Raw genomic sequence first — 18,496 nt, 5'->3', positions numbered from 1 at the left:
CCCACCCGATATGGGGGCCGGACCCGATGGGCGCGGCCCCTCGCGCGGTGATGGCATGGTCTCCCCGGAAAACAGGGACGGACCGTAAGGAGGTGGGCGATGCGTGGCACGGACCTTCTCCGAGCCGCGGCGGCAGGACCGCTTCTCCTCCTGCCCGCCCGCGGGTCGCGGTCCGTCCCCCGGGGCCATCTGACGCGCGGGCCGCGCCGGGGGCCGGCCGCCGTCCCGTGGCCGGGGCCGGGCGCCTGAGCCGCCCCCGCCGCCTTTGTGACCTTCGCCCATGCCCCCGCTGGAGGCTCCCCATCAAGATCCGCCATACGACCGTGCCCCGAACCGGCGCGAACCGTCGTCTCCCGACCACTCCGACCACCGTGGACGGTGCCATGCGAGCACAGGACATCGCCGTCGCCCTGCCGACCGTGACGGCCCGCGACTCCGTAGGACGGGCCGTCCGCCTGATGGTGGTCAACCGGCTTCCCGGACTCATCGTGGTGGACGAGCGGGGCAGGCCGGCGACCGTGCTGCCGGGCACGCAGGTGCTGCGGCTGGCCATCCCCGGCACGTACCAGGAGGACCAGGCCCTGGCCCGCACCCTCGACGAGAGCGACGCCGAGCTGTTCTGGCAGGAGCTGGCCCACCTGACGGTCGGCGACTGCCTGCCCAGGCCGCCCGCGCGGCCCGTCACCGTGCCGCCGGACGCGACCCTGCTGGAGGTGGCGGCGCTGATGGCCCGCACGCGCAGCCCGCTGGTCGCCGTCCTCGGCCCGGACGCCACCCTCACGGGGGCGATCACCCTGGAACGCCTGCTGACCAGCCTGGCCATCACGAGCCTTCCGGACTGATCCGCATGAGCGCGATCCTGGCCCTATCCATCTTCGTGGTGGCGTTCTTCTTCATCGCCACCGAGAAGGCCGACAAGGTCAAGGTCGTCCTGGTGGCGGCCGGCCTGATGACCGTGCTGGGGCTGACACCGGGGGAGGAGGTGTTCTCCTCAGGGCACGCGGGCATCGACTGGAACGTCATCTTCCTGCTGCTCGGCATGATGATCATCGTGGGGGTGATCAAGCAGACCGGGCTGTTCGACTACCTGGCGATCTGGGCGGCCAAACGCTCGCGGGGGCGGCCGTACCGGCTGATGGCGATGCTGATGGCCATCACCGCCGTGGCCTCGCCGTTCCTGGACAACGTCACGACGATCATGCTGGTCGCGCCGGTGACGGTGATGGTGTGCGGACGGCTGCGCATCCCGGCGCAGCCGTACCTGATCGCCGAGGTGCTGGCCTCCAACATCGGCGGGGCGGCGACGCTGATCGGCGACCCGCCGAACATCATCATCGGCAGCCGGGCGGGGCTGACGTTCAACGACTTCCTCGTCCACATGGCGCCCGCGGTCGTGGTGATCTTCGGGGTGTTCGTGCTGCTCACCTACCCCCTGTTCCGCCGGTCGTTCCACTACAACGCCGAGCACGTCGCCAAGGTGATGGCGTTGCAGGAGCGGCGGGCCATCACCGACCCCGCGCTGCTGGCGCGGTCGATGACGGTGCTGGCCGGCGTGGTGACGGCGTTCGCGCTGCACTCCGTCCTGCACCTGGCGCCCTCGATCATCGCCCTGGTCGGCGCGGGGGTCATGCTGCTGGTCTGCCGGGTCGAGCTCGGGGACGTGCTGCGCGAGGTCGAATGGCCCACGCTGGTGTTCTTCGCCGGGCTGTTCGTCATGGTCGCGGGCCTGGTGCACACCGGCATGATGGAGACCATCGGCCGCGCCACCATCGACCTGTTCGGCGACAACTACTTCGCCGCGGCCACCTCGCTGCTGTTCGGCTCCAGCGTGCTGGGGGCGTTCTTCGACAACATCCCGTACGTGGCGACGATGGCGCCGGTGGTGGAGGAACTGGCCGCCACCGCACCGGACGCGTCCACCGGGCAGGCGCTGTGGTGGGCCTTCGCCTTCGGCGCCGACTTCGGCGGCAACGGCACCGCGGTCGCCGCCAGCGCCAACGTCGTGGCCCTCGGGATCGCCGCCCGCACCGGGAACCCGATCTCCTTCTGGCAGTTCACCCGGTACGGCATCGTCGTCACCCTGGGCAGCACGGCCCTGGCCTGGGTGTACGTCTGGCTGCGCTACTTCTGACCCGGGCCGCCCGGGTCAGGGGCGCAGCCGGTGGAACAGCTCGACCCGGGCCCGGTGGTAGTCGAGGTCCTCCTCGTCGTGCGGCACGCCCGCCGCGGCGGCCTTGCGGAAGTAGGCGTGCTCCCTGCGCAGCTTGTGCCGTACGAGCTGGGCGAGCGACTCGTCGTCGAGGGGGGCCGCCGTGCCGCCCTCCTCGAGGTAGGCGGCCACGAACTCCTTGCTGGGCCCGGCCAGGTCGTCGCCCCACTCCAGCGCGGCGGCGGCCAGTTCCAGCTCGGGGGCGCCGACGAAGGTCTCGTCCCAGTCCAGGACGGCGACGATGCGGCCGTCCCTGGCCAGGGTGTTGCCGGTGTAGTAGTCGCCGTGCAGCGGGTGGCGTACGGGATGCCCGGCGTGGAAGGCCGCCAGCCAGCGGTCGAGGACCGGGTCGTGCAGGTCGGCGGCGTCCGGGGGCGGGTCGCCGTACAGGCCGGACTCCTGGAAGGCGGGCACGGGACGCGGGCCGGGACGCAGACCGGCCAGCGCGCGGTGGAGCCTGGCCAGCAGCCGCGCGCCCGCCTCCCGCTGCGCCGGGACGTCGGAGTCGGGCCAGGAGCCCTCGACGTAGGGCCAGCAGGAGATCGGCCGCCCGTCCACGACGACGACCGTCGCGCCGCCCGTGGTGGCCAGCGGGGCGACGGCCTCGGGGAGCGTGGCGGCGGCGTGCCGGGCGACGGCGTGGCACCACTCCGACTCGGCCACTCCGCGCGCGGCCGGGCCCACCCGGACGACGTGGTCGCCGAGGCGGTAGGCGGCCGACTCCTCCCCGCCGTACAGCCGCTCACCCTCTCCTTCGGCGCCCCAGGCCCGGGAGGCGGCGGCACGGATCTCGGGGGTGAGTGGCGTCTTTGCGTAGATCACCTTGTCAGGTTATGGGGCTCAGGTCATGAGCTGGGACGGCTTGTGGAGTGTTCTGCCAAGGTCGGGCGACACGTGGCGCAAATTCGGCGCTCTCCGCCGGATGGCGCTTAACCTGCACTAACAGGATCATCATCCGCTTGTCACCCCGCCGTCAGGGCCGCCGGTGCCGAGCCCGCTCCGAATTCGGGACGCTCATGATCGTGCAGTCGCAAGAAATCGCACAAAGCTCACATCCGCCCGATACCCGGCTGGTCCGGCGCGACCTGCCGTCCGCCGCCGTCTCGCGCTGCCGTTAGCGCCGCTCGGGCAAGCTCGCCGATCACCGTCTGGGAGTCCCGCGTGTCCCATCCGACTCCACCCGCAGCGCCGTCTGTCACGCCGCCCGTGGTGCCGCCAGCTGTGTCGTCCGTCGTGCTGCCCGCAGGGGCGCCCGCCGGGTCGGGGCGGGCGCGTGCGACGTGGCGGCACGTCGCCGGCTCCGGCCGGCGCGTGGAGATCAACCCGTGGCTGGCGCGGGCGCCCTGCTCGGTGCGCGCGTGCCTGCCGGAGGAGGCCGTCGCCGCCGGGCGGGCGCGCCGCGCCGCCCGGCTGTGCGGCGCCCTGCTGGTGCTGCTGGCCGCGCTGCCCGCCTTCCTCGTCATGGGAGCCGCGCCGAGGCTCTGGCGGGCCAGGACCGTGCAGACGGCGGCCCGGCTGCTGCTGCGCGCGCTCGGCGTCCGGGTCGAGGTCGCCGGTCCGGCGGGCCTCGCGAGGGAGGAGGCGGCCGGGGTGCTCGTGGTGGCCAACCACGTCTCGCTGCTCGACCCGCTGGTCATGCTGGCCGCGCTGCCCTGCCGCCTGCTGGCCAAGCGGGAGGTGCGCCGGTGGCCGCTCATCGGGACGCTCGGCGCGGCCTGCGGGGCGCTGTTCATCGACCGGGAACGCCTGTCCACGCTGCCCGCCGCGGTGGGCCTGATCCGCGCCGCCCTGCTGGCCGGGGAGACGGTCGCCGTCTTTCCCGAGGGCACCACGTCCTGCGGGCGCGAGGTCGGCACGTTCCGGCCCGCGGTCTTCCAGGCGGCCATCGACGCCGGGGCGGCGGTGTGCCCGGCCGTCCTGCGCTACTACGAGGGGTCGAGCCCGTCGAGCCGGGGGAGCTGGGTGGGCGAGGACTCGGTGACCGGGTCCGTCGTGCGGGTGGCCGGGACGCGGCGGCTGCGGGCCGAGGTGCGGCTCACCCCGCTCCTGCCGCCGCCCGCGCCCGGCCGCGGCCCGCGCGGACGGTCCGCCCTGGCCCGCGCCGCCGAGGAGCGCGTACGCGCCGGCCTCGACTGACCACACAGGACTGACCACACAGGACTGACCACACAGGCCCGCGCCGCGGAGGAGCGCGTGCGCCGGTGGCCTCGACCGACCGTTACTCGACGTAAGGATTCACCGATGTGGGGCAACTCGCCGCCGTCCGGCCGTGGACGGAGGTGGCCGCGACGGGTCGTGCTCTGGGGCGCGGCCGTCACGTTCGCCGTCTCGCTCATGGCCGGCCTGGACGTGCACGACCGGCTCGTGCTGGGCGACATCGTGCCGCTCGGATCGCAGTCCCTGCGGGCGGACGACATCCTTCAGGACGCCTTCCACACGGGCAACGCCGACCTGGTCGTGATCGCCCGCGCGGCACGCCCGGTCGACGACCCCGAGATCGACGCCGCCGGGACACGGCTCACCGAACGCGTCTCGGCCGACCCGGGCGTGTGGCGGGTCACCTCGTACTGGCGCGGCCACGAGCCCAGGCTGCGCAGCGGCGACGGGCGCGCGGCGGTCGTCCTGGCCCACCTGCGCGGCGACAACGCCGCCCGCAACGCCGCCGCCCGCCGGATCATGGACTCCCTGCACGACCGCTACGGCCCCCTGTCGCTGACCGCCACGGGCGAGGCCCAGGTACGCGTCGAGGCGCAGGACCGCAGCGAGGCCGACCTGCACACCGCCGAGCTGATCGCCGCGCCGCTGACCCTGGCCATCCTGTGCGTGGTGTTCGGCAGCCTGGTCGCCGCCCTGCTGCCGGTGCTGATCGGCGCGCTGGCGGTGATCGCCACCATGGCCGTGCTGCGCCTGCTCACCGAGGTCATGGAGATCTCGGTGTTCGCGCTGAGCATCTCCAGCGCGCTCGGCTTCGCCCTGGCCGTCGACTTCAGCCTGTTCATCGTCACCCGCTTCCGCGAGCAGCTCGCCCTGGGCCAGGACGCCGCCCAGGCCGTCGCCGTCACGATGCGCACCACCGGCCGGGCCATGGCCTGCTCGGCGGCCACCGTGGCGCTGTCCATGTCTGCGCTGCTGCTGTTCCCGTTCACCATCCTGCGCTCGCTGGCCGTGGGCGGGATGACGATCAGCCTCACGGCGGCCGCGGCCAGCCTCGTGGTGCTCCCGGCCCTGCTCACCCTGCTCGGCGACCGGGTCAACCGGCTTCCCGTGCCCGGCCCGTGGAACGCCGCGCGCCGGTCCGCGCCGCCGGTGGAGGCCGGGCCCTGGTACCGCCTGGCGGTCGCCGTCATGCGCCGCCCGCTGGCGGTGGCCGTGCCCACCACCGCGCTGCTGCTGGCCATGGGCGCGCCGTTCCTGGGCGCCCGCTTCGGCACCCTGGACGACCGCATCCTGCCCCCCGACGCGCCCGCCGCCCGGGCGGCGCAGGCGCTGCGCGCGGAGTTCGGCGGGCAGCGGGTCGTCGGCGGCACCATGATCGTGCTGCCGGACCTGCGGATCAGCGGGCAGAGCTCCGCCGACCTGCTGGGCGGCTACGCCAGGCGCCTGGCCGCCTCCGACGGCGTGCTCCGGGTGGACACGGCCGGCGGCTCCTACGCCGGGGCCGCCGCCGTCCCCGGGCCGGGCAGCCGGTTCACCGGCGAGGCGGGCACCTGGCTGCTCGTCACCACCGCGCACGAGCCGTACTCGGTGGCCAACAGCGAGCTCGTCCGGCGCCTGCGCGCGATCCCGGCCCCGGGCCAGGCGCTGTTCGCCGGGCCCGGCGCCGAGCTCGACGACATCAGGCAGAGCATCGCCGGCACGCTGCCCACGGCCCTGGCGCTGATCGCGCTGGCCACCCTGGCCATGGTGACGCTGCTGACCCGCAGCGTCGTGCTGGCCGTCAAGGCCCTGCTGATGAACGTGCTCAGCCTCACCGCCACCTTCGGCGCCCTGGTCCACGTCTTCCAGGACGGCCACCTGCGTTGGCTGGTCGGCGACTTCACCGCCACCGGCAGCATCGACGCCCTCATGCCCACGCTGATCTTCTGCGTCGCCTTCGGCCTCTCCATGGACTACGAGATCTTCCTGCTGTCCCGGATCACCGAGGAGTACCGCAGCCGCGGCGACACCGCCACCGCGGTCGCCACCGGGCTGCAGCACACCGGGCGGCTGTTCACCTCGGCCGCCGTCATCTTCGCCGTCGTCATGGCCGCCGTGGCGACCTCCGGTCTGGCCGTGCTCAAGATGATCGGGGTGGGCATCGCGGTGGCCGTCCTGGTCGACTGCACGCTGATCCGCACGCTCCTCGTGCCCGCCGTGATGCGCCTGGCCGGGCCCGTCAACTGGTGGGCGCCCCGGCTCCTGCGCGGCGGGCGGGGCAGCGGCGGCGGCTCTCCCGGCGACCCGCCGCGCGTCCCCGTCGGCGCGGCCGCGGGCGGGCCGGACGGGACCGAGCCCGCGGCACCGCCGGCGAGCACACCATGACGACCACCCGCGATCAGGACCACCGCCACGAGCGGCCGCCGTCCGGGCCGGGCCTGTCGCCGTGCACGCCGGACACCTGTCTCCGGCCGCCGGTCGCCGTCGCCGGGCCGGTCCGCCGGGCCGCCCGCCTCCTGGGCTGCGCGCTGGCCCTGGGGGCGGCCCTGACGCTGTCGGCGATGCCCGCCCGCCGCGCCGGGGCCCTGCGCGCACGCCTGACCCGCAGGGCCATGGGACTGATCGTGCGCGCGCTCGGCATCAAGGTACGGATCCCCGGCGGCGTCCCCGCCCTGGACGGCCACGGCACCCTGCTGGTGAGCAACCACATCTCGTGGGCCGACCCGCTGATCATGGCGGCCCTCACCCCGGCCCGCCAGCTCGCCAAGCGGGACATCGGACGGTGGCCGCTGGTCCGGTCGCTGGCCGCGGCCCACCGCACGCTGTTCATCGACAAGGACCGGCCGGCCGGGCTGCCCGAGGCGATCACGTCGGTCGCCGGCGCGCTGCGCGACGGGGACGCGGTGCTGGCCTACCCCGAGGGCACCACCTGGTGCGGGTCGGCCATGGGAGCCTTCCACCCGGCTCTGTTCCAGGCCGCCGTCGAGGCGGGCGCGACCGTCCGGCCGGTGGCGCTGCGCTACCGCGAAGCCGGCGCGCCCTCCACCCGCGCCGCCTGGATCGGCGCGGACTCCCTGCCGGTCTCGCTGCTGCGCGTGGTCGCGACCCGGAACCTGGTGGCCGAGGTGACGTTCCTGCCCCCGATACGCCCCGAGCTCACCGGACGGCCGCGCGCGGACCGGGCGGCGCTGGCCGCGCTGACCGAGTCGCGGGTCAGGGACGCTCTGGGCCCGGCTTGATGGACATTTGATGTGTCATACCCGGACCCGCCCGCACTCCTGGAGCACACTCGGACACGCCCCCCATCCGCCGAGAGAACGGACGGCACCATGACCGACGACCAGATAACAGACGTGCTCCGCGGCCACTGCGCGCGGGTGCTGGGCGTCAGCCCGGCCCAGATCGGCCCGCACACCGACCTGCGCGAGGAACTGGACGCCGACAGCCTGGACTTCGCCGAGCTGCACGCCGTGGTCGAGGACGAATGGGGCACCTTCGCCGACGACCGGCTCCAGCGGGTGCGGACCGTCGCCGACATGGCCGCCGTCATCCGCCGCCACCTGACGGCGGTGGGCGGCTGATGCGACCCCGGGTCGCGGTGACCGGGCTCGGCCTGCGCACGCCCGCCGGCTCCGGTCCCAAGGAGCTGTGGAACGCGCTGCTCGGCGGGCGCTCGACGGCACGGGCCATCACGTCCTTCGACACCTCCGCGCTCGCGGTGCGCTTCGCCTGCCAGGTGCCGGAACTGGACGTCTCGGCGTACCTGACCGACCGGCAGGCCCGGCGGCTGGACCGGGCGTCGCTGCTGGCGGTGTGCGCGGCGGGCGACGCGCTGGCCGACGCCGGTCATCCGCGGGTGCCGCCCGAGCGGCGGGCCGTGGTGGCGGGCAGCTCGTTCTGCGGCACCGAGACGTACGAGTCGGCGCTGCTCGACACGGCCGGTCCCGCCGCGCTGCGGCTGTCGCCGATCTTCATCCCGAAGATCATGCCCAACGCCGGCGCCGCCGCCATCGGCATGCGGTACGAGATCCGCGGGCCGAGCATGTCCGTGGTCACCGCCTGCGCCTCCGGCGCGCACGCCATCGGCGAGGGCGTCCGGCTGATCCGCGACGGCTCGGCCGACCTGGTCGTGGCCGGGGCCGGGGACGCCAACGTCACCCCCGGCATGCTGCACGGCTTCAGCCGGTGCCGCGCCCTGTCGGCCCGCAACGACGACCCCGAGGCCGCCTGCCGCCCCTTCGAGGCCGACCGCGACGGGTTCGTGCTGGCCGAGGGGGCCGCGTTCCTCGTCCTGGAACGCCTCGACGACGCCGTGCGCCGCGGGGCGCGCGTCCACGCCGAGGTGTCCGGCTACGGCCGCACCAGCGACGCCCACGACCTGACGGCCCCGGCGCCCGGCGGCGAGGGCGCCCGGCGGTGCATGGACGCCGCGCTCGCCGACGCGGGCCTGGCGCCCGAGGACATCGTGCACGTCAACGCCCACGGCACCGGGACCGAGCTGAACGACCTGGCCGAGGCGCAGGCGATCGGCCGCGTCTTCGGGCCCGCCGCCGTGCCGGTGAGCTCGACCAAGGGGGTGACCGGGCACGCACTCGGCGCGTCGGGGGCGATCGAGGCCGTGGCGTGCGTGCTGGCGATGGCCGAGTGCACCGCCCCGCCGACCGCCAACCTGGACCGGCTCGACCCGCGCTGCGACATCGACGCGGCGCCCGTGCCGCGCCCGATCGCGAGGGGGCCGGTGATGTCGAACTCGTTCGGCTTCGGCGGCCACAACGCCACGCTGGTCTTCTCGCCGGCGCGCTGACCGCCGCCGCCGGACGGTCAGCCCCGCTGGGAGACGAACACGCAGAACGGGTGCCCGGCCGGGTCGGCGTAGACCCGCAGGGGTTCCTCGTCGTCGTCGATCCGGTCCAGCAGCAGCCGGCCGCCCAGGCGGAGAACGCGTTCGTGCTGCTCCAGCAGGCTCTCGAGCGAGGAGACGGTCAGGTCGAGGTGGAGCTGCTGGGGCACCCCGGGCTCCGGCCAGGTCGCCTCGGGGAGCGTCTCGACCTGCTGGAAGGCGAGCTGCGGCGCGCCGTCCCTGGTTCTCAGCACGAGCCAGTCGCGGCCGCGCTCGTCGTCGGCGCCCGCCCGCGGCGGCTCGTCGCCGGGCCGGTAGACCAGGTCCAGCAGGGACCGGTAGAACTCCGCCAGCGCCCTGGCGTCGGTGCAGTCGAGCACCACCTGACACAGCCTGATCCCGCCGTCCGTAGCGGCCATGCGCGCCTCCCGTGATCGTCCTTCGTCCGTCATGCTCTCTGCACGGCGGGACGGCACGTCAAACGCGGCGGCCTCACCAGGTGACCGGCAGGGACGCCAGGCCGTAGATCGTGGCGCGCGGGCGCAGCGGCACCTCCTCGGCGGGCACGGCCAGCCGCAGCCCGGGGAAGCGGCGCAGCAGCGCCGGGAAGGCCAGCCGCATCTCCAGGCGGGCGAGCTGCTGGCCCAGGCACTGGTGGATGCCGTGGCCGAAGCCGAGCTGCGGCCCGGCCTCGCGGGTGACGTCGAAGCGGTGGGGGTCGGGGAAGCGGGCCGGGTCGCGGTTGACGGCCGGCAGGGAGAGCGTCACGGTCTCCCCGGCCCTGATCGTCCGCCCGGCGAGCGGCACGTCGGCCCGCGCGACCCGGATCGGGCCGATGTGCACGATGCTGAGGTAGCGCATCAGCTCCTCGACGGCGGTCGCCGCGACGCCCGGGTCATTGCGCACCAGCTCCGCCTGCTCCGGGCGGCTCAGCAGCAGGAACGCGCCCAGGGCCAGCATGTTCGCGGTCGTCTCGTGGCCGGCGGTCAGCAGCAGGGTGGCCACCCCGGTCAGCTCCTCGTGGTTCAGCTCGCCGCCGGAGACCAGCTCGCCGAGCAGGTCCTGGGTGGGCTCGGCCCGCTTGCGGGCGACCAGCTCGGACAGGTAGCCCATCAGCTCGGCGCCCGCCGCGCCGCGCTCCTCGGCGGAGTTGTCCAGGTTCACCGCGCGCGCGGTGGTGTCCTGGAAGCGCCCGCGCTCGTCGTACGGCACGCCGAGCAGCTCGCAGATCACCAGCGACGGGATCGGCAGCGCGAACGCGCCGACCAGGTCGGCGGACGCTCCGGCACGGGCCATCTCGTCGAGCCGGCCGTCGACGATCTCCTGGATCCTGGGCTCCAGGAGCCGCATCCTGCGCATGCTGAAGCGGCCCGTGAGCAGCCGCCGGTAGCGGGCGTGCTCGGGGTCGTCCATGGCGATGAAGAAGCCCGGCGGGACCACCAGGTCGGCCAGGCCCTCGGGCGGCGCCAGCTCCTTGATCGGCGGCGCGGCGCCCTGGGAGGTGTTGCTGAAGCGCGGGTCGTCGAGCACCGCGCGGGCCTCGGCGTGGCCGGTGACCAGCCAGCCGGGACGGCCGTCGGCGTAGACCATGCGGTGCAGCGGCCCGTGCAGCCGGGCGAGCTCGGCGGGCGGCTCGAACGGGTCCTCGCGGTCGAGCGGCAGGCTCTGAAGGATGTCCATGCCACCCAGAAAACCGCAGAGGCTGCGAATTTGCAACCTGTGCATAAAAGCAGGGCATGCAGTAGGGTGGCGCCGTGGAAGGTCATCGCGAACGCAAGAAGGCCCGCACCCGCCGTGCGCTGCTGGAGGCCGCCGTCCGGCTGTTCGCCGAGCGGGGGTACGAGCGGACCACCGTCGCCGACATCGCCGCGGCGGCCGACGTCGCGCCCCGCACCTTCTTCGCGTACTTCGCGAGCAAGGAGGACGTGCTCTTCCTGCAGGCCGGCGATCGCGAGCGGGTGATGCTGGAGGCGATCGCCGGGCGGCGGCCGGGGGAGCCGCTGGGTGAGCTGCTGAGCCGGATGTTCGAGGCCATGGTGCGCAGCCTGGCCGAGGACGACGAGCTCGGCTTCGCGCTGTCGCCGCTGCGGGCGCGCCTGATGGCCGCCGAGCCCGCGCTGCGCGCCCGTGGCCTGACGCTCATGATGGAGACGCAGCCCCGGCTGGCCAGGGCGCTGTGCGAGGTCTACCCGGGGCTCGACCCGGTGTCGGCGGGGGCGGCGGTCGGGAGCTTCATGGGCGCGCTGGCCGTGGCCGGGATGGTCGCCCAGGAGCAGGGCGGCTCCGAGGGCGACGTCCTGGCCGCCGGGCGGCGCGGGATCGAGGTCGCGGTCAACGGCCTGGCGATCCTCGACCGGCCCTAGTCCGCGCGGGACCGCCCGGCGTGCACATGCCGCTCGTCACGGCTCCAGGGACTGGCGGGCGCGCAGGGCGCGGAGTTTGGAGCGGTTGCCGCAGCGTTCCATCGCGCACCAGCGGCGGGCGCCGGGGCGGGAGGTGTCGACGAAGACCAGCGGGCAGTTGTCGCTCGCGCACTCGCGGATACGTTCGGCGAGCGGCCCGGACAGCAGTTCGATCATCTCCCGCGCCAGGTTCGACAGCACCTGGGTGGCCCGCACCGGTGGCGCCCATCCGGCGGTGACGCCGTCGGCGGCGAGTTCGGGGACCAGGGGTGCGGCGGTCGCGGCCCGGTTGATGGTCGTGATCGCTCCGGCGGGCAGGAGGCGGCGCGCCGCCTGGGCGTGGGCCGCGTCCCAGATCGCCTGGCGCAGGGCCTTGGCGGCGGTCAGCTCGCCGGCGGTCACGGGGACCGTCATGACCGCCGTCAGTGGTGGCTGGGCGAGCCATTCGGCCAGGTCGGCGGGCTCGTGGAGGGTCTCGAAGATCGCGTACTGACCCTCGCCGCCGGTGTGGGCGAAGTCGAGGCAGAGGGCGCCGGCGTCGAACCGGAACGATCCGCCCTTGGGGTCGTGCAGCACTCGTCCGGTTGCGTTCACTCGCATGACACCACTATAACTGGTGTCGCAACGAAACCCCTTTAACCGGTTTCAGAACGCAAGGAGAGAGAACATGGGCGTACGGCACATCAACCCCGAGGGACTTCACCGCAGCCCGGCCTTCAGCCAGGCCGTCGTGGTCGAGCAGCCGGCCAGGACCATCTACATCGGCGGCCAGAACGGCGTCGGCCCCGACGGCAAGGTCGTCGGCCCCACGGTGGGGGACCAGGCCAGGCAGGTGTTCCGCAACCTGAGGACGATCCTGGAGAGCGAGGGGGCGAGCCTGGCGAACATCGTGCACTGGCGCATCGCCGTGCTGGACGGCCACACGTTCGACGAGGGAGTGGCCGCCTTCCAGGAGGTGTGGAACCGGACCGACCCGCCGCCCGCGATCACGGTGCACGTCGTGGCCGGCCTGAACCCGGGATGCCTCGTCGAGGTCGACGCCGTCGCGGTCGTGTGACCCCGCGGGGACCGTCGACGAGATCTCGGATCATGACGAACACCGCGGACGCACCACCGGCCGGGCGGAGCACCGCCCGGCCGCCCGCCCCCTCTGGCCGATCGTCGCCCTGGTCTGCCTGGCGCAGTTCATGATGGTCCTCGACGTGTCGATCGTGAACGTCGCGCTGCCCGCCATGGAATCCGACCTCCGCCTGGGCGCCGAGGGGCTGCAATGGGTGGTCAACGGCTACCTCCTCACCTTCGCCGGGTTCCTGCTGCTGGGCGGCCGGGCGGCCGATCTCTACGGCCGCAGGCGCACCTTCGTCGCGGGCCTGGCCGTGTTCGCGATCGCCGGCCTGGCCGGGGGCTCGCCACCACGCCGGAGCTGCTGATCGCCGCGCGGGCGTGCCAGGGGCTCGGCGCGGCCGTGGTCGCCCCCGCCACGCTGACGATCCTCACCACCACGATCCCCGCCGGGCCGGTGCGGGCCAGGGCCATCGCCACCTGGGGCGCGGTCGGGGCGGCCGGCGGGGCGGCCGGATCGCTCGCCGGCGGGCTGCTCACCGACTACCTGTCCTGGCGGTGGATCCTGCTGATCAACGCGCCGATCGGGGCGGTCGCCGTGATCGCCGCGCTGCGCCTGCTCGCCGAGAGCCGCGACACCGGCGCCCGCGGGCTCGACCTGACCGGCGCGATCACGGTGACGGTGGGGCTGTCGGCGCTGGAGCTGGGCATGCTGCAGACCCCCGCGTACGGCTGGGGTTCGGCGCGCGCGCTGGTCCCGATGGGCGTGGGCGTGCTGGCGCTGGCCGCGTTCGTCCTGGTGCAGGCCCGATTCGCGCGGGCGCCGCTGATGCCGCTGCGGATCTTCCTGGCCCGCTCGGTGTCCGGCGCGCTCCTCGTGCAGTTCCTGCTGGGGGCCGCGGGCTTCGCGCTCTGGTACTTCCTGTCGCTCTACATGCAGCAGGTGCTGCGCTACAGCGCGCTCCAGGCGGGCCTGGCGTTCCTGCCGCACACCCTGGCCATCGTCGTCGCCTCCAAGGCCACGCCGTGGCTGGCCGGCCGGGTCGGGCTGCGTCCGCTGCTGGCCACGGGCGCGCTGGTCTCGGCGGCGGGTTTCGCCTGGCAGGCCACCATCACCCCGGAGAGCGGCCTGCTCACCGGGATCGTGCTGCCGGGCGTGCTCATCACCGGCGGAATGGGGCTCACCGCGGCCCCGATCGCGATGACCGCCACGGCCGGCGTCGGCCCCGGCGAGGCGGGGCTGGTCTCCGGCATCCTCAACTCCTCCCGCCAGGTCGGCGGCTCACTCGGGCTGGCCGCGCTGACCACCCTGGCCGCGGCCCGCACCGGCGCGCCGACCTCCGGGTACGCCCTGGCGTTCTGGGCCTGCGCCGGCGTCGTGACCGCCGGGGCGGTCGCCGTGCTCGCTCTGCCCAGGGCCTCGCACGAACGTCGCTGACGGGGGATCGTGTCCGATGGTGGACATCGTCCCCGGGTGGCGCGTGACGGGTCGCGGGGCAGGGAAGAGGTGCCCCCGTCCCGTCGGAGGAAAGGGAACCTCATGATCACGCTGGTGAGACGGCTCGCCGTCATCTCGGCCTTCGCCCTTGCCGGGGCGTCCCTGCCCGCTTCGTCCGCGTACGCGATGGGCTCGTGGGTCTGCACCGGCGGCTCCCGCACCTACCTGGGCAGCGTCGTCGGCTACCACATCCTGGGCTCCGGCTGCACCGGGGAGGGGTCGGGAGCCGGGGCGATCACCATCCCGTCGGGCACCTACGGCTGCGCGGTCGTCAACCCGACACCCCAGCTGGGCATCGTCAGCGGGCTGAACTGCTGATCCCCGCCTGGTCACGTCATCGCGACCGGTCGAGCAGCCACCGCTCGACCGCCGCGCTCATCCGGCCGCCCGCCTCCAGCGCCGCCGCCTTGGCGGCGGCCGGGTCGGTGTGCGCGGCCTGGCCGAGGATGACACCGAGCACCAGATGCCCCCGTACGCGGGAGGCCCACATCAGGTTGCCGCCCGCGGCCGTGCCCGAGCCGGTCTTGATGCCGATGACGCCGTGCCTGTTCAGCAGCGTGTTGGTGTTGTGCAGCCGCCTGGAGTCCCCTGGGACGGACGTGTCGGTCTGCGCCACCACCGCCCGCAGCACCGGGTCGCCCATCGCCGCCCTGGCCAGCCTGAGCTGGTCGGCGGCGGTGCTGACGGTGCTGTCCTCGTTGCCGCTGGCCCCCGTGTACGTGCTGTGCGTCATGCCGAGGCGTCGTGCGGCGGCGTTCATCCGGGCCACGAAACGCTCCTGGGAGCCGGCGTCCCAGCGGGCCAGGAGCCGGGCCACGTTGTTGCCCGAGGGCACCATCATCAGCTCCAGCAGCCGCCGCAGCCGGACCGTCCGGCCCTGTACGAGCGGCACGGTGGACTCCAGCCGCGACAAGGACTCCTCGGCCGCCGTGCGGTCCACGGTGATCGGCGGGCCGTCGTCGCCGGGCCGGAGCGGGTGGCGGCGCAGGATCACATAGGCGGTCATCACCTTCGTCACGCTGGCGATCGGCACCGGCCGCAGGTCGCCGCTGACGCCCAGGCTGCCCACGTCCGCCACCTCGACCGCCGCCTGCCCCTCCGGCGGCCACGGCAGGGACGCGTCCCCGGTGACCGAGGGCGCGCCGGCACAGCCCGACAGAACGCCCGCCAGCAGCAGAAACATCAAGGAACGTCGCATACCGCCAGGTTGTGCGACCGGCATGTCCGTACGGCAGTGGCCGTGCATCCACCCGCGCTCAGCCGTGTATCAGCCCGGCATCAACCCGCCGGGAGGCGGAGGACGGCGACCGCGCCGCCGTCCGGGGCGTTGGCCAGGGTCAGCTCGGCGCCGATGACCCGGGCCTGGCCCAGCGCGATCGTCAGCCCCAGGCCGTGCCCGCGGCCCCGCTCGGCGGCGCCCGTGCGGAACCGGCGCGGCCCGTCGGCCAGCAGCTCCGGCGGGAACCCCGGCCCCCGGTCGCGCACCTCGATCACGTGGTCGCCGACCGCGACCTCCACCGGCGCCGCGCCGTGCCGGTGGGCGTTGAGCACGAGGTTGGCCAGGATCCGGTCCAGACGCCGCGGATCGGTCTCGGCCACCGGGTCCCCGTCGGCCAGCACCCGCGCCTCGACCCCCACCCGGGACGCCGACTCCGCGGCAAGCCCGGCCAGCGGCACGCGCACCCGCTCGGCGACCTCGGCCCCGGCGTCCAGCCGGGACACCTCCAGCAGGTCCTCCACCAGCGTCCGCAGCACCCGCACCCGGTCGCGCACCAGGTCGGTGACCTCGCCCTCGTCCAGCAGCTCGACCACGGCGACCAGGCCCATGAGCGGGGTGCGCAGGTCGTGCGCGACGTCGGCGGTGAACCGCTGCTCGGCCAGCAGCCGGTGCTGCAGGCTCGCCGCCATCGAGTCCACGGCGGCGGAGATGCGGGCGATCTCGTCCCGGCCGCGGGCGTTCGTCCGGGCCGCCAGGTCGCCTCCGGCGATGCTGCGGGCGGTGCGCGCGACCCGCCGCAGCCGCCGGTTGGGCAGCTCGGCCGCCAGCACCGACAGCGGCACCACGCCGGCCAGGGTGAGCAGCCCGGCCTTGGCCATGTTCCGGTCGAGCGCCTGCAGGCCGAGCAGCTCGGAGCCCATCGCGATCTGCACGCTCACCGCCTCGTCGCCGCCGCCGTACGGCTGGACCGCCCACATCCACGGCTCGTCCCGGTGGTCGAGCCCGTACCAGACCACCCGCCCGCCGGGCCGCAGCCGGTCGGCCAGGGCGGCGGGGAGCTCGTCCACGGGCACCACGTCCTCGGCGGTCCCGGAGGCCAGCGACTCCTCCAGGGCCGCCTCGGCCCGCGCCTGGCCGATGTCGAGCGCCCGCTGCCAGGTCGCCCGGTGCACCAGCAGCCCCACCACGGCGGCGACGACGGTCGCGGCGAGCGTGACGAGAGCGGCGATCTTCCAGCGCAAGGAGGCCGGGTTCACGTGACGGCCAGCTTGTAGCCGAACCCGCGCACGGTCTCGACGCGCTCGGCGCCGATCTTCCTGCGCAGCCGCTGCACGCACAGGTCGACCACGCGGCTGTCGCCGTCCCATCCGTAGTCCCACACGTTGCGCAGCAGCGTCGCCCGTTCCAGGACGATGCCGGGATGGGCGGCGAACTCCAGCAGCAGCCGCAGCTCGGTCGGCGACAGCTCGACGCGCCGGCCGGCCCGCCGCACCTCCAGCGCGCCGGTGTCCACGCTCAGGTCCCCGAACTCCAGCACGGCCGGCCCCGCCTCTGGCCCGGCGGCCGGCGTACGGGCGAAGGTGGCCCGGCGCAGCAGCGACCGGATCCTGGCCACCAGCACGGGCAGGTCCACCGGCTTGACCACGTAGTCGTCGGCGCCGCCCTCCAGCCCCGCCACGATGTCCAGCCCGTCGCCGCGGGCCGACATCATCAGGATCGGCACCTGGCTGGTCTCCCTGATGCTGCGGCACACGCTGATGCCGTCGAGGCCGGGCAGCATCACGTCCAGCAGCAGCAGGTCGTGCTCGCCCGTACGGGCGGCCTCCAGCCCGTCGAGCCCGTCGGCGGCCGTGGTCACCCGATAGCCGTACCGTTCCAGGGCCATGCCCAGCGACGTGCGGATCACGGTGTCGTCCTCGACGAGCAGCAGGGATGTCATGAAATCGCACCATACCTAGCGAAGTGCATTGACTGGTTCCATCCGGGCGGCGCGCAGGGCCGGATACAGGCCCGCCAGCAGCCCGACGACGGCCCCGGCCACCGGCGCCAGGACGGCCAGCGAGACGTCGAGGACGGGCGTCCACTGCTTGACGGCGCAGACCCCGACGATCACCAAGATCCCCGCGGACGCGCCCAGCACGCCGCCGATCAACCCCGTCAGCGTGGACTCCAGCAGGAACTGCGCCGCGATGTGGCGGCGCGCCGCGCCCAGCGCCCGGCGCAGCCCGATCTCGGCGACGCGTTCCATGACGGTCACCAGCGTGACGTTGGCGATGCCGACCGCGCCGACGACCAGGGAGACCAGCCCGAGGATCAGGAACAGGGCGTTGACGTCGCCCTCCACCGCGTCGCGGGCCCTGGTGGGGCTGGGCGGCGAGATGACCTGGAGCAGGGCCTCGTTGCCGGGGCTGAGCGCGGACGGCGCCTGCCGGGCGATCAGCTCGGCGGCCCCGAGCGCGGTGTCGACCAGGACGCGGGTCACGGTGCCCAGGCCGTAGGGCCGGCCGGCCGTCGGCGGCAGGATGACCGCGCTCGCCAGGCTCTTCTCCCGCCGGAGATCCCCGAGCACCCCGATCACGGTGTACGCCCGGGTGCCGATGAAGACGGCCGGAGCCCGCTCCAGCCCGGTGATGCCGAGCAGCCGGGCCGCCTGCTGGCCCAGCACGACGACCCGGTCGCCCCGGGCGACGTGCCCGGCGTCGAAGTAGCGGCCCTGGATCATCCTGCCCTTGACCGCCGCGGGCAGGCCGGGGCTGCTGGAGACCACGGTCAGCGTCTGGTCGGTGACGCGGGCCGGGTCCACGACGTCGTTGGAGCGGACGACGAGATTGGCGCTGCGGTCGGACTCGGCGAGCGCGGCGGCCGAGACCACCCCGCGCAGCCGGGTCACCCGGCTCACGTCGGCCCATCCGACCAGCGGGAACGGGTGGGCCGGGACCTCGACCGTGACGGAGGTGGCGGTCAGCTCGTCGAAGCGGCCGACGATCTGGTTGCCGGCCGTCGCGGCGACGCCCAGGGTCACCACGAGCGTGGTGATGCCGAGCACGGTGCCCAGCGTGGTCAGGGCCGAGCGCACCGGGCGGGCCAGCAGGCCCGCCACGGCCTCGGTCAGCAGGTCGCGCGGGTGCAC

The 18,496-nt window shown here is 74.4% G+C and carries 20 protein-coding genes; 12 read left to right on the top strand and 8 right to left on the bottom strand.

Going from position 1 to position 18,496, the window contains the following annotated elements; translation table 11 throughout:
- The first annotated feature begins 383 nt into the window (after positions 1-383).
- The gene (locus ACNF49_RS34955) at positions 384-842 is read left to right on the top strand and encodes a CBS domain-containing protein (protein ID WP_352351467.1); all 459 of its coding nucleotides are present in this window, start codon (positions 384-386) and stop codon (positions 840-842) included.
- 5 nt (positions 843-847) lie between these two features.
- A complete protein-coding gene (locus ACNF49_RS34950) occupies positions 848-2,131 on the top strand; it encodes an ArsB/NhaD family transporter (RefSeq protein WP_357969544.1) in 1,284 nt (427 codons plus the stop codon).
- A gap of 15 nt (positions 2,132-2,146) precedes the next feature.
- Here ACNF49_RS34950 and ACNF49_RS34945 read toward each other — a convergent pair whose 3' ends face one another.
- Positions 2,147-3,031, bottom strand: coding sequence for a phosphotransferase enzyme family protein (locus ACNF49_RS34945; RefSeq protein ID WP_357969547.1), 885 nt, complete (start codon positions 3,029-3,031; stop codon positions 2,147-2,149).
- A 399-nt stretch (positions 3,032-3,430) separates the two neighbouring features.
- Here ACNF49_RS34945 and ACNF49_RS34940 point away from each other — a divergent pair, with 399 nt between their 5' ends.
- From ACNF49_RS34940 to ACNF49_RS34920, 5 genes are all read left to right on the top strand, one after another.
- Complete coding sequence (locus tag ACNF49_RS34940; RefSeq protein ID WP_482940233.1) at positions 3,431-4,345, top strand: lysophospholipid acyltransferase family protein; 915 nt, start codon at positions 3,431-3,433, stop codon at positions 4,343-4,345.
- Between the two features lie 105 nt (positions 4,346-4,450).
- Entirely contained in the window at positions 4,451-6,730 is a 2,280-nt protein-coding gene (locus tag ACNF49_RS34935; protein WP_482940232.1) for an MMPL family transporter, read from the top strand.
- A complete protein-coding gene (locus ACNF49_RS34930) occupies positions 6,727-7,584 on the top strand; it encodes a lysophospholipid acyltransferase family protein (RefSeq protein WP_482940231.1) in 858 nt (285 codons plus the stop codon). Before ACNF49_RS34935 ends, ACNF49_RS34930 begins: the two co-directional genes overlap by 4 nt.
- A gap of 90 nt (positions 7,585-7,674) precedes the next feature.
- Positions 7,675-7,926, top strand: coding sequence for an acyl carrier protein (locus ACNF49_RS34925; RefSeq protein WP_352351457.1), 252 nt, complete (start codon positions 7,675-7,677; stop codon positions 7,924-7,926).
- Entirely contained in the window at positions 7,926-9,149 is a 1,224-nt protein-coding gene (locus tag ACNF49_RS34920; RefSeq protein WP_482940230.1) for a beta-ketoacyl-[acyl-carrier-protein] synthase family protein, read from the top strand. The genes ACNF49_RS34925 and ACNF49_RS34920 overlap by 1 nt, the downstream gene beginning before the upstream one ends.
- Before the next feature lie 17 nt (positions 9,150-9,166).
- Here ACNF49_RS34920 and ACNF49_RS34915 read toward each other — a convergent pair whose 3' ends face one another.
- Positions 9,167-9,604, bottom strand: coding sequence for a VOC family protein (locus tag ACNF49_RS34915; RefSeq protein WP_357969561.1), 438 nt, complete (start codon positions 9,602-9,604; stop codon positions 9,167-9,169).
- 73 nt (positions 9,605-9,677) lie between these two features.
- Positions 9,678-10,865: a cytochrome P450 gene (locus ACNF49_RS34910; RefSeq protein ID WP_482940229.1), complete on the bottom strand. Its 1,188-nt coding sequence runs from the start codon at positions 10,863-10,865 to the stop codon at positions 9,678-9,680.
- 74 nt (positions 10,866-10,939) lie between these two features.
- On the opposite strand from ACNF49_RS34910, the gene ACNF49_RS34905 reads away from it, so the two are divergent.
- A complete protein-coding gene (locus ACNF49_RS34905) occupies positions 10,940-11,548 on the top strand; it encodes a TetR/AcrR family transcriptional regulator (RefSeq protein WP_482940228.1) in 609 nt (202 codons plus the stop codon).
- A 36-nt stretch (positions 11,549-11,584) separates the two neighbouring features.
- Here ACNF49_RS34905 and ACNF49_RS34900 read toward each other — a convergent pair whose 3' ends face one another.
- The gene (locus ACNF49_RS34900) at positions 11,585-12,187 is read right to left on the bottom strand and encodes a CGNR zinc finger domain-containing protein (protein ID WP_357969567.1); all 603 of its coding nucleotides are present in this window, start codon (positions 12,185-12,187) and stop codon (positions 11,585-11,587) included.
- A 67-nt stretch (positions 12,188-12,254) separates the two neighbouring features.
- On the opposite strand from ACNF49_RS34900, the gene ACNF49_RS34895 reads away from it, so the two are divergent.
- The 4 genes from ACNF49_RS34895 (at position 12,255) to ACNF49_RS34880 (ending at position 14,465) form a co-directional block, all read left to right on the top strand.
- Complete coding sequence (locus ACNF49_RS34895) at positions 12,255-12,644, top strand: RidA family protein (RefSeq protein WP_482940227.1); 390 nt, start codon at positions 12,255-12,257, stop codon at positions 12,642-12,644.
- A 145-nt stretch (positions 12,645-12,789) separates the two neighbouring features.
- Positions 12,790-13,017 (top strand): MFS transporter, encoded by a 228-nt coding sequence (locus tag ACNF49_RS34890; RefSeq protein ID WP_482940226.1) that lies wholly within the window; start codon positions 12,790-12,792, stop codon positions 13,015-13,017.
- 35 nt (positions 13,018-13,052) lie between these two features.
- The gene (locus ACNF49_RS34885) at positions 13,053-14,087 is read left to right on the top strand and encodes an MFS transporter (RefSeq protein ID WP_482940225.1); all 1,035 of its coding nucleotides are present in this window, start codon (positions 13,053-13,055) and stop codon (positions 14,085-14,087) included.
- Between the two features lie 102 nt (positions 14,088-14,189).
- On the top strand, positions 14,190-14,465 hold the full coding sequence (locus ACNF49_RS34880) for a hypothetical protein (protein WP_482940224.1): 276 nt from the start codon (positions 14,190-14,192) through the stop codon (positions 14,463-14,465).
- A gap of 16 nt (positions 14,466-14,481) precedes the next feature.
- Here ACNF49_RS34880 and ACNF49_RS34875 read toward each other — a convergent pair whose 3' ends face one another.
- The 4 genes from ACNF49_RS34875 to ACNF49_RS34860 form a co-directional block, all read right to left on the bottom strand.
- Complete coding sequence (locus ACNF49_RS34875; protein ID WP_357969576.1) at positions 14,482-15,345, bottom strand: D-alanyl-D-alanine carboxypeptidase family protein; 864 nt, start codon at positions 15,343-15,345, stop codon at positions 14,482-14,484.
- Between the two features lie 80 nt (positions 15,346-15,425).
- On the bottom strand, positions 15,426-16,622 hold the full coding sequence (locus ACNF49_RS34870; RefSeq protein WP_482940223.1) for a sensor histidine kinase: 1,197 nt from the start codon (positions 16,620-16,622) through the stop codon (positions 15,426-15,428).
- Positions 16,619-17,305 carry a two-component system response regulator CseB gene (cseB, locus tag ACNF49_RS34865; protein ID WP_357969582.1) on the bottom strand — a complete coding sequence of 229 codons (687 nt, stop codon included), beginning with the start codon at positions 17,303-17,305 and terminating at the stop codon, positions 16,619-16,621. The genes ACNF49_RS34870 and cseB overlap by 4 nt, the downstream gene beginning before the upstream one ends.
- A 15-nt stretch (positions 17,306-17,320) precedes the next feature.
- Positions 17,321-18,496 (bottom strand): ABC transporter permease, encoded by a 1,176-nt coding sequence (locus ACNF49_RS34860; protein ID WP_482940222.1) that lies wholly within the window; start codon positions 18,494-18,496, stop codon positions 17,321-17,323.

The organism is Actinomadura sp. ATCC 39365, from assembly GCF_054392275.1.
Note: the sequence above shows the minus strand (reverse complement) of the source record. Positions and strands in the feature narration are given on the sequence as shown.

Coding starts and splice junctions, on each gene's coding strand:
- ACNF49_RS34955 (WP_352351467.1), top strand. CDS start 384: ATGCGAGCACAGGACATCGCCGTCGCCCTGCCGACCGTGACGGCCCGC.
- ACNF49_RS34950 (WP_357969544.1), top strand. CDS start 848: ATGAGCGCGATCCTGGCCCTATCCATCTTCGTGGTGGCGTTCTTCTTC.
- ACNF49_RS34935 (WP_482940232.1), top strand. CDS start 4,451: ATGTGGGGCAACTCGCCGCCGTCCGGCCGTGGACGGAGGTGGCCGCGA.
- ACNF49_RS34930 (WP_482940231.1), top strand. CDS start 6,727: ATGACGACCACCCGCGATCAGGACCACCGCCACGAGCGGCCGCCGTCC.
- ACNF49_RS34925 (WP_352351457.1), top strand. CDS start 7,675: ATGACCGACGACCAGATAACAGACGTGCTCCGCGGCCACTGCGCGCGG.
- ACNF49_RS34920 (WP_482940230.1), top strand. CDS start 7,926: ATGCGACCCCGGGTCGCGGTGACCGGGCTCGGCCTGCGCACGCCCGCC.
- ACNF49_RS34915 (WP_357969561.1), bottom strand. CDS start 9,604: ATGGCCGCTACGGACGGCGGGATCAGGCTGTGTCAGGTGGTGCTCGAC.
- ACNF49_RS34910 (WP_482940229.1), bottom strand. CDS start 10,865: ATGGACATCCTTCAGAGCCTGCCGCTCGACCGCGAGGACCCGTTCGAG.
- ACNF49_RS34900 (WP_357969567.1), bottom strand. CDS start 12,187: ATGCGAGTGAACGCAACCGGACGAGTGCTGCACGACCCCAAGGGCGGA.
- ACNF49_RS34895 (WP_482940227.1), top strand. CDS start 12,255: ATGGGCGTACGGCACATCAACCCCGAGGGACTTCACCGCAGCCCGGCC.
- ACNF49_RS34880 (WP_482940224.1), top strand. CDS start 14,190: ATGATCACGCTGGTGAGACGGCTCGCCGTCATCTCGGCCTTCGCCCTT.
- ACNF49_RS34875 (WP_357969576.1), bottom strand. CDS start 15,345: ATGCGACGTTCCTTGATGTTTCTGCTGCTGGCGGGCGTTCTGTCGGGC.
- cseB (WP_357969582.1), bottom strand. CDS start 17,305: ATGACATCCCTGCTGCTCGTCGAGGACGACACCGTGATCCGCACGTCG.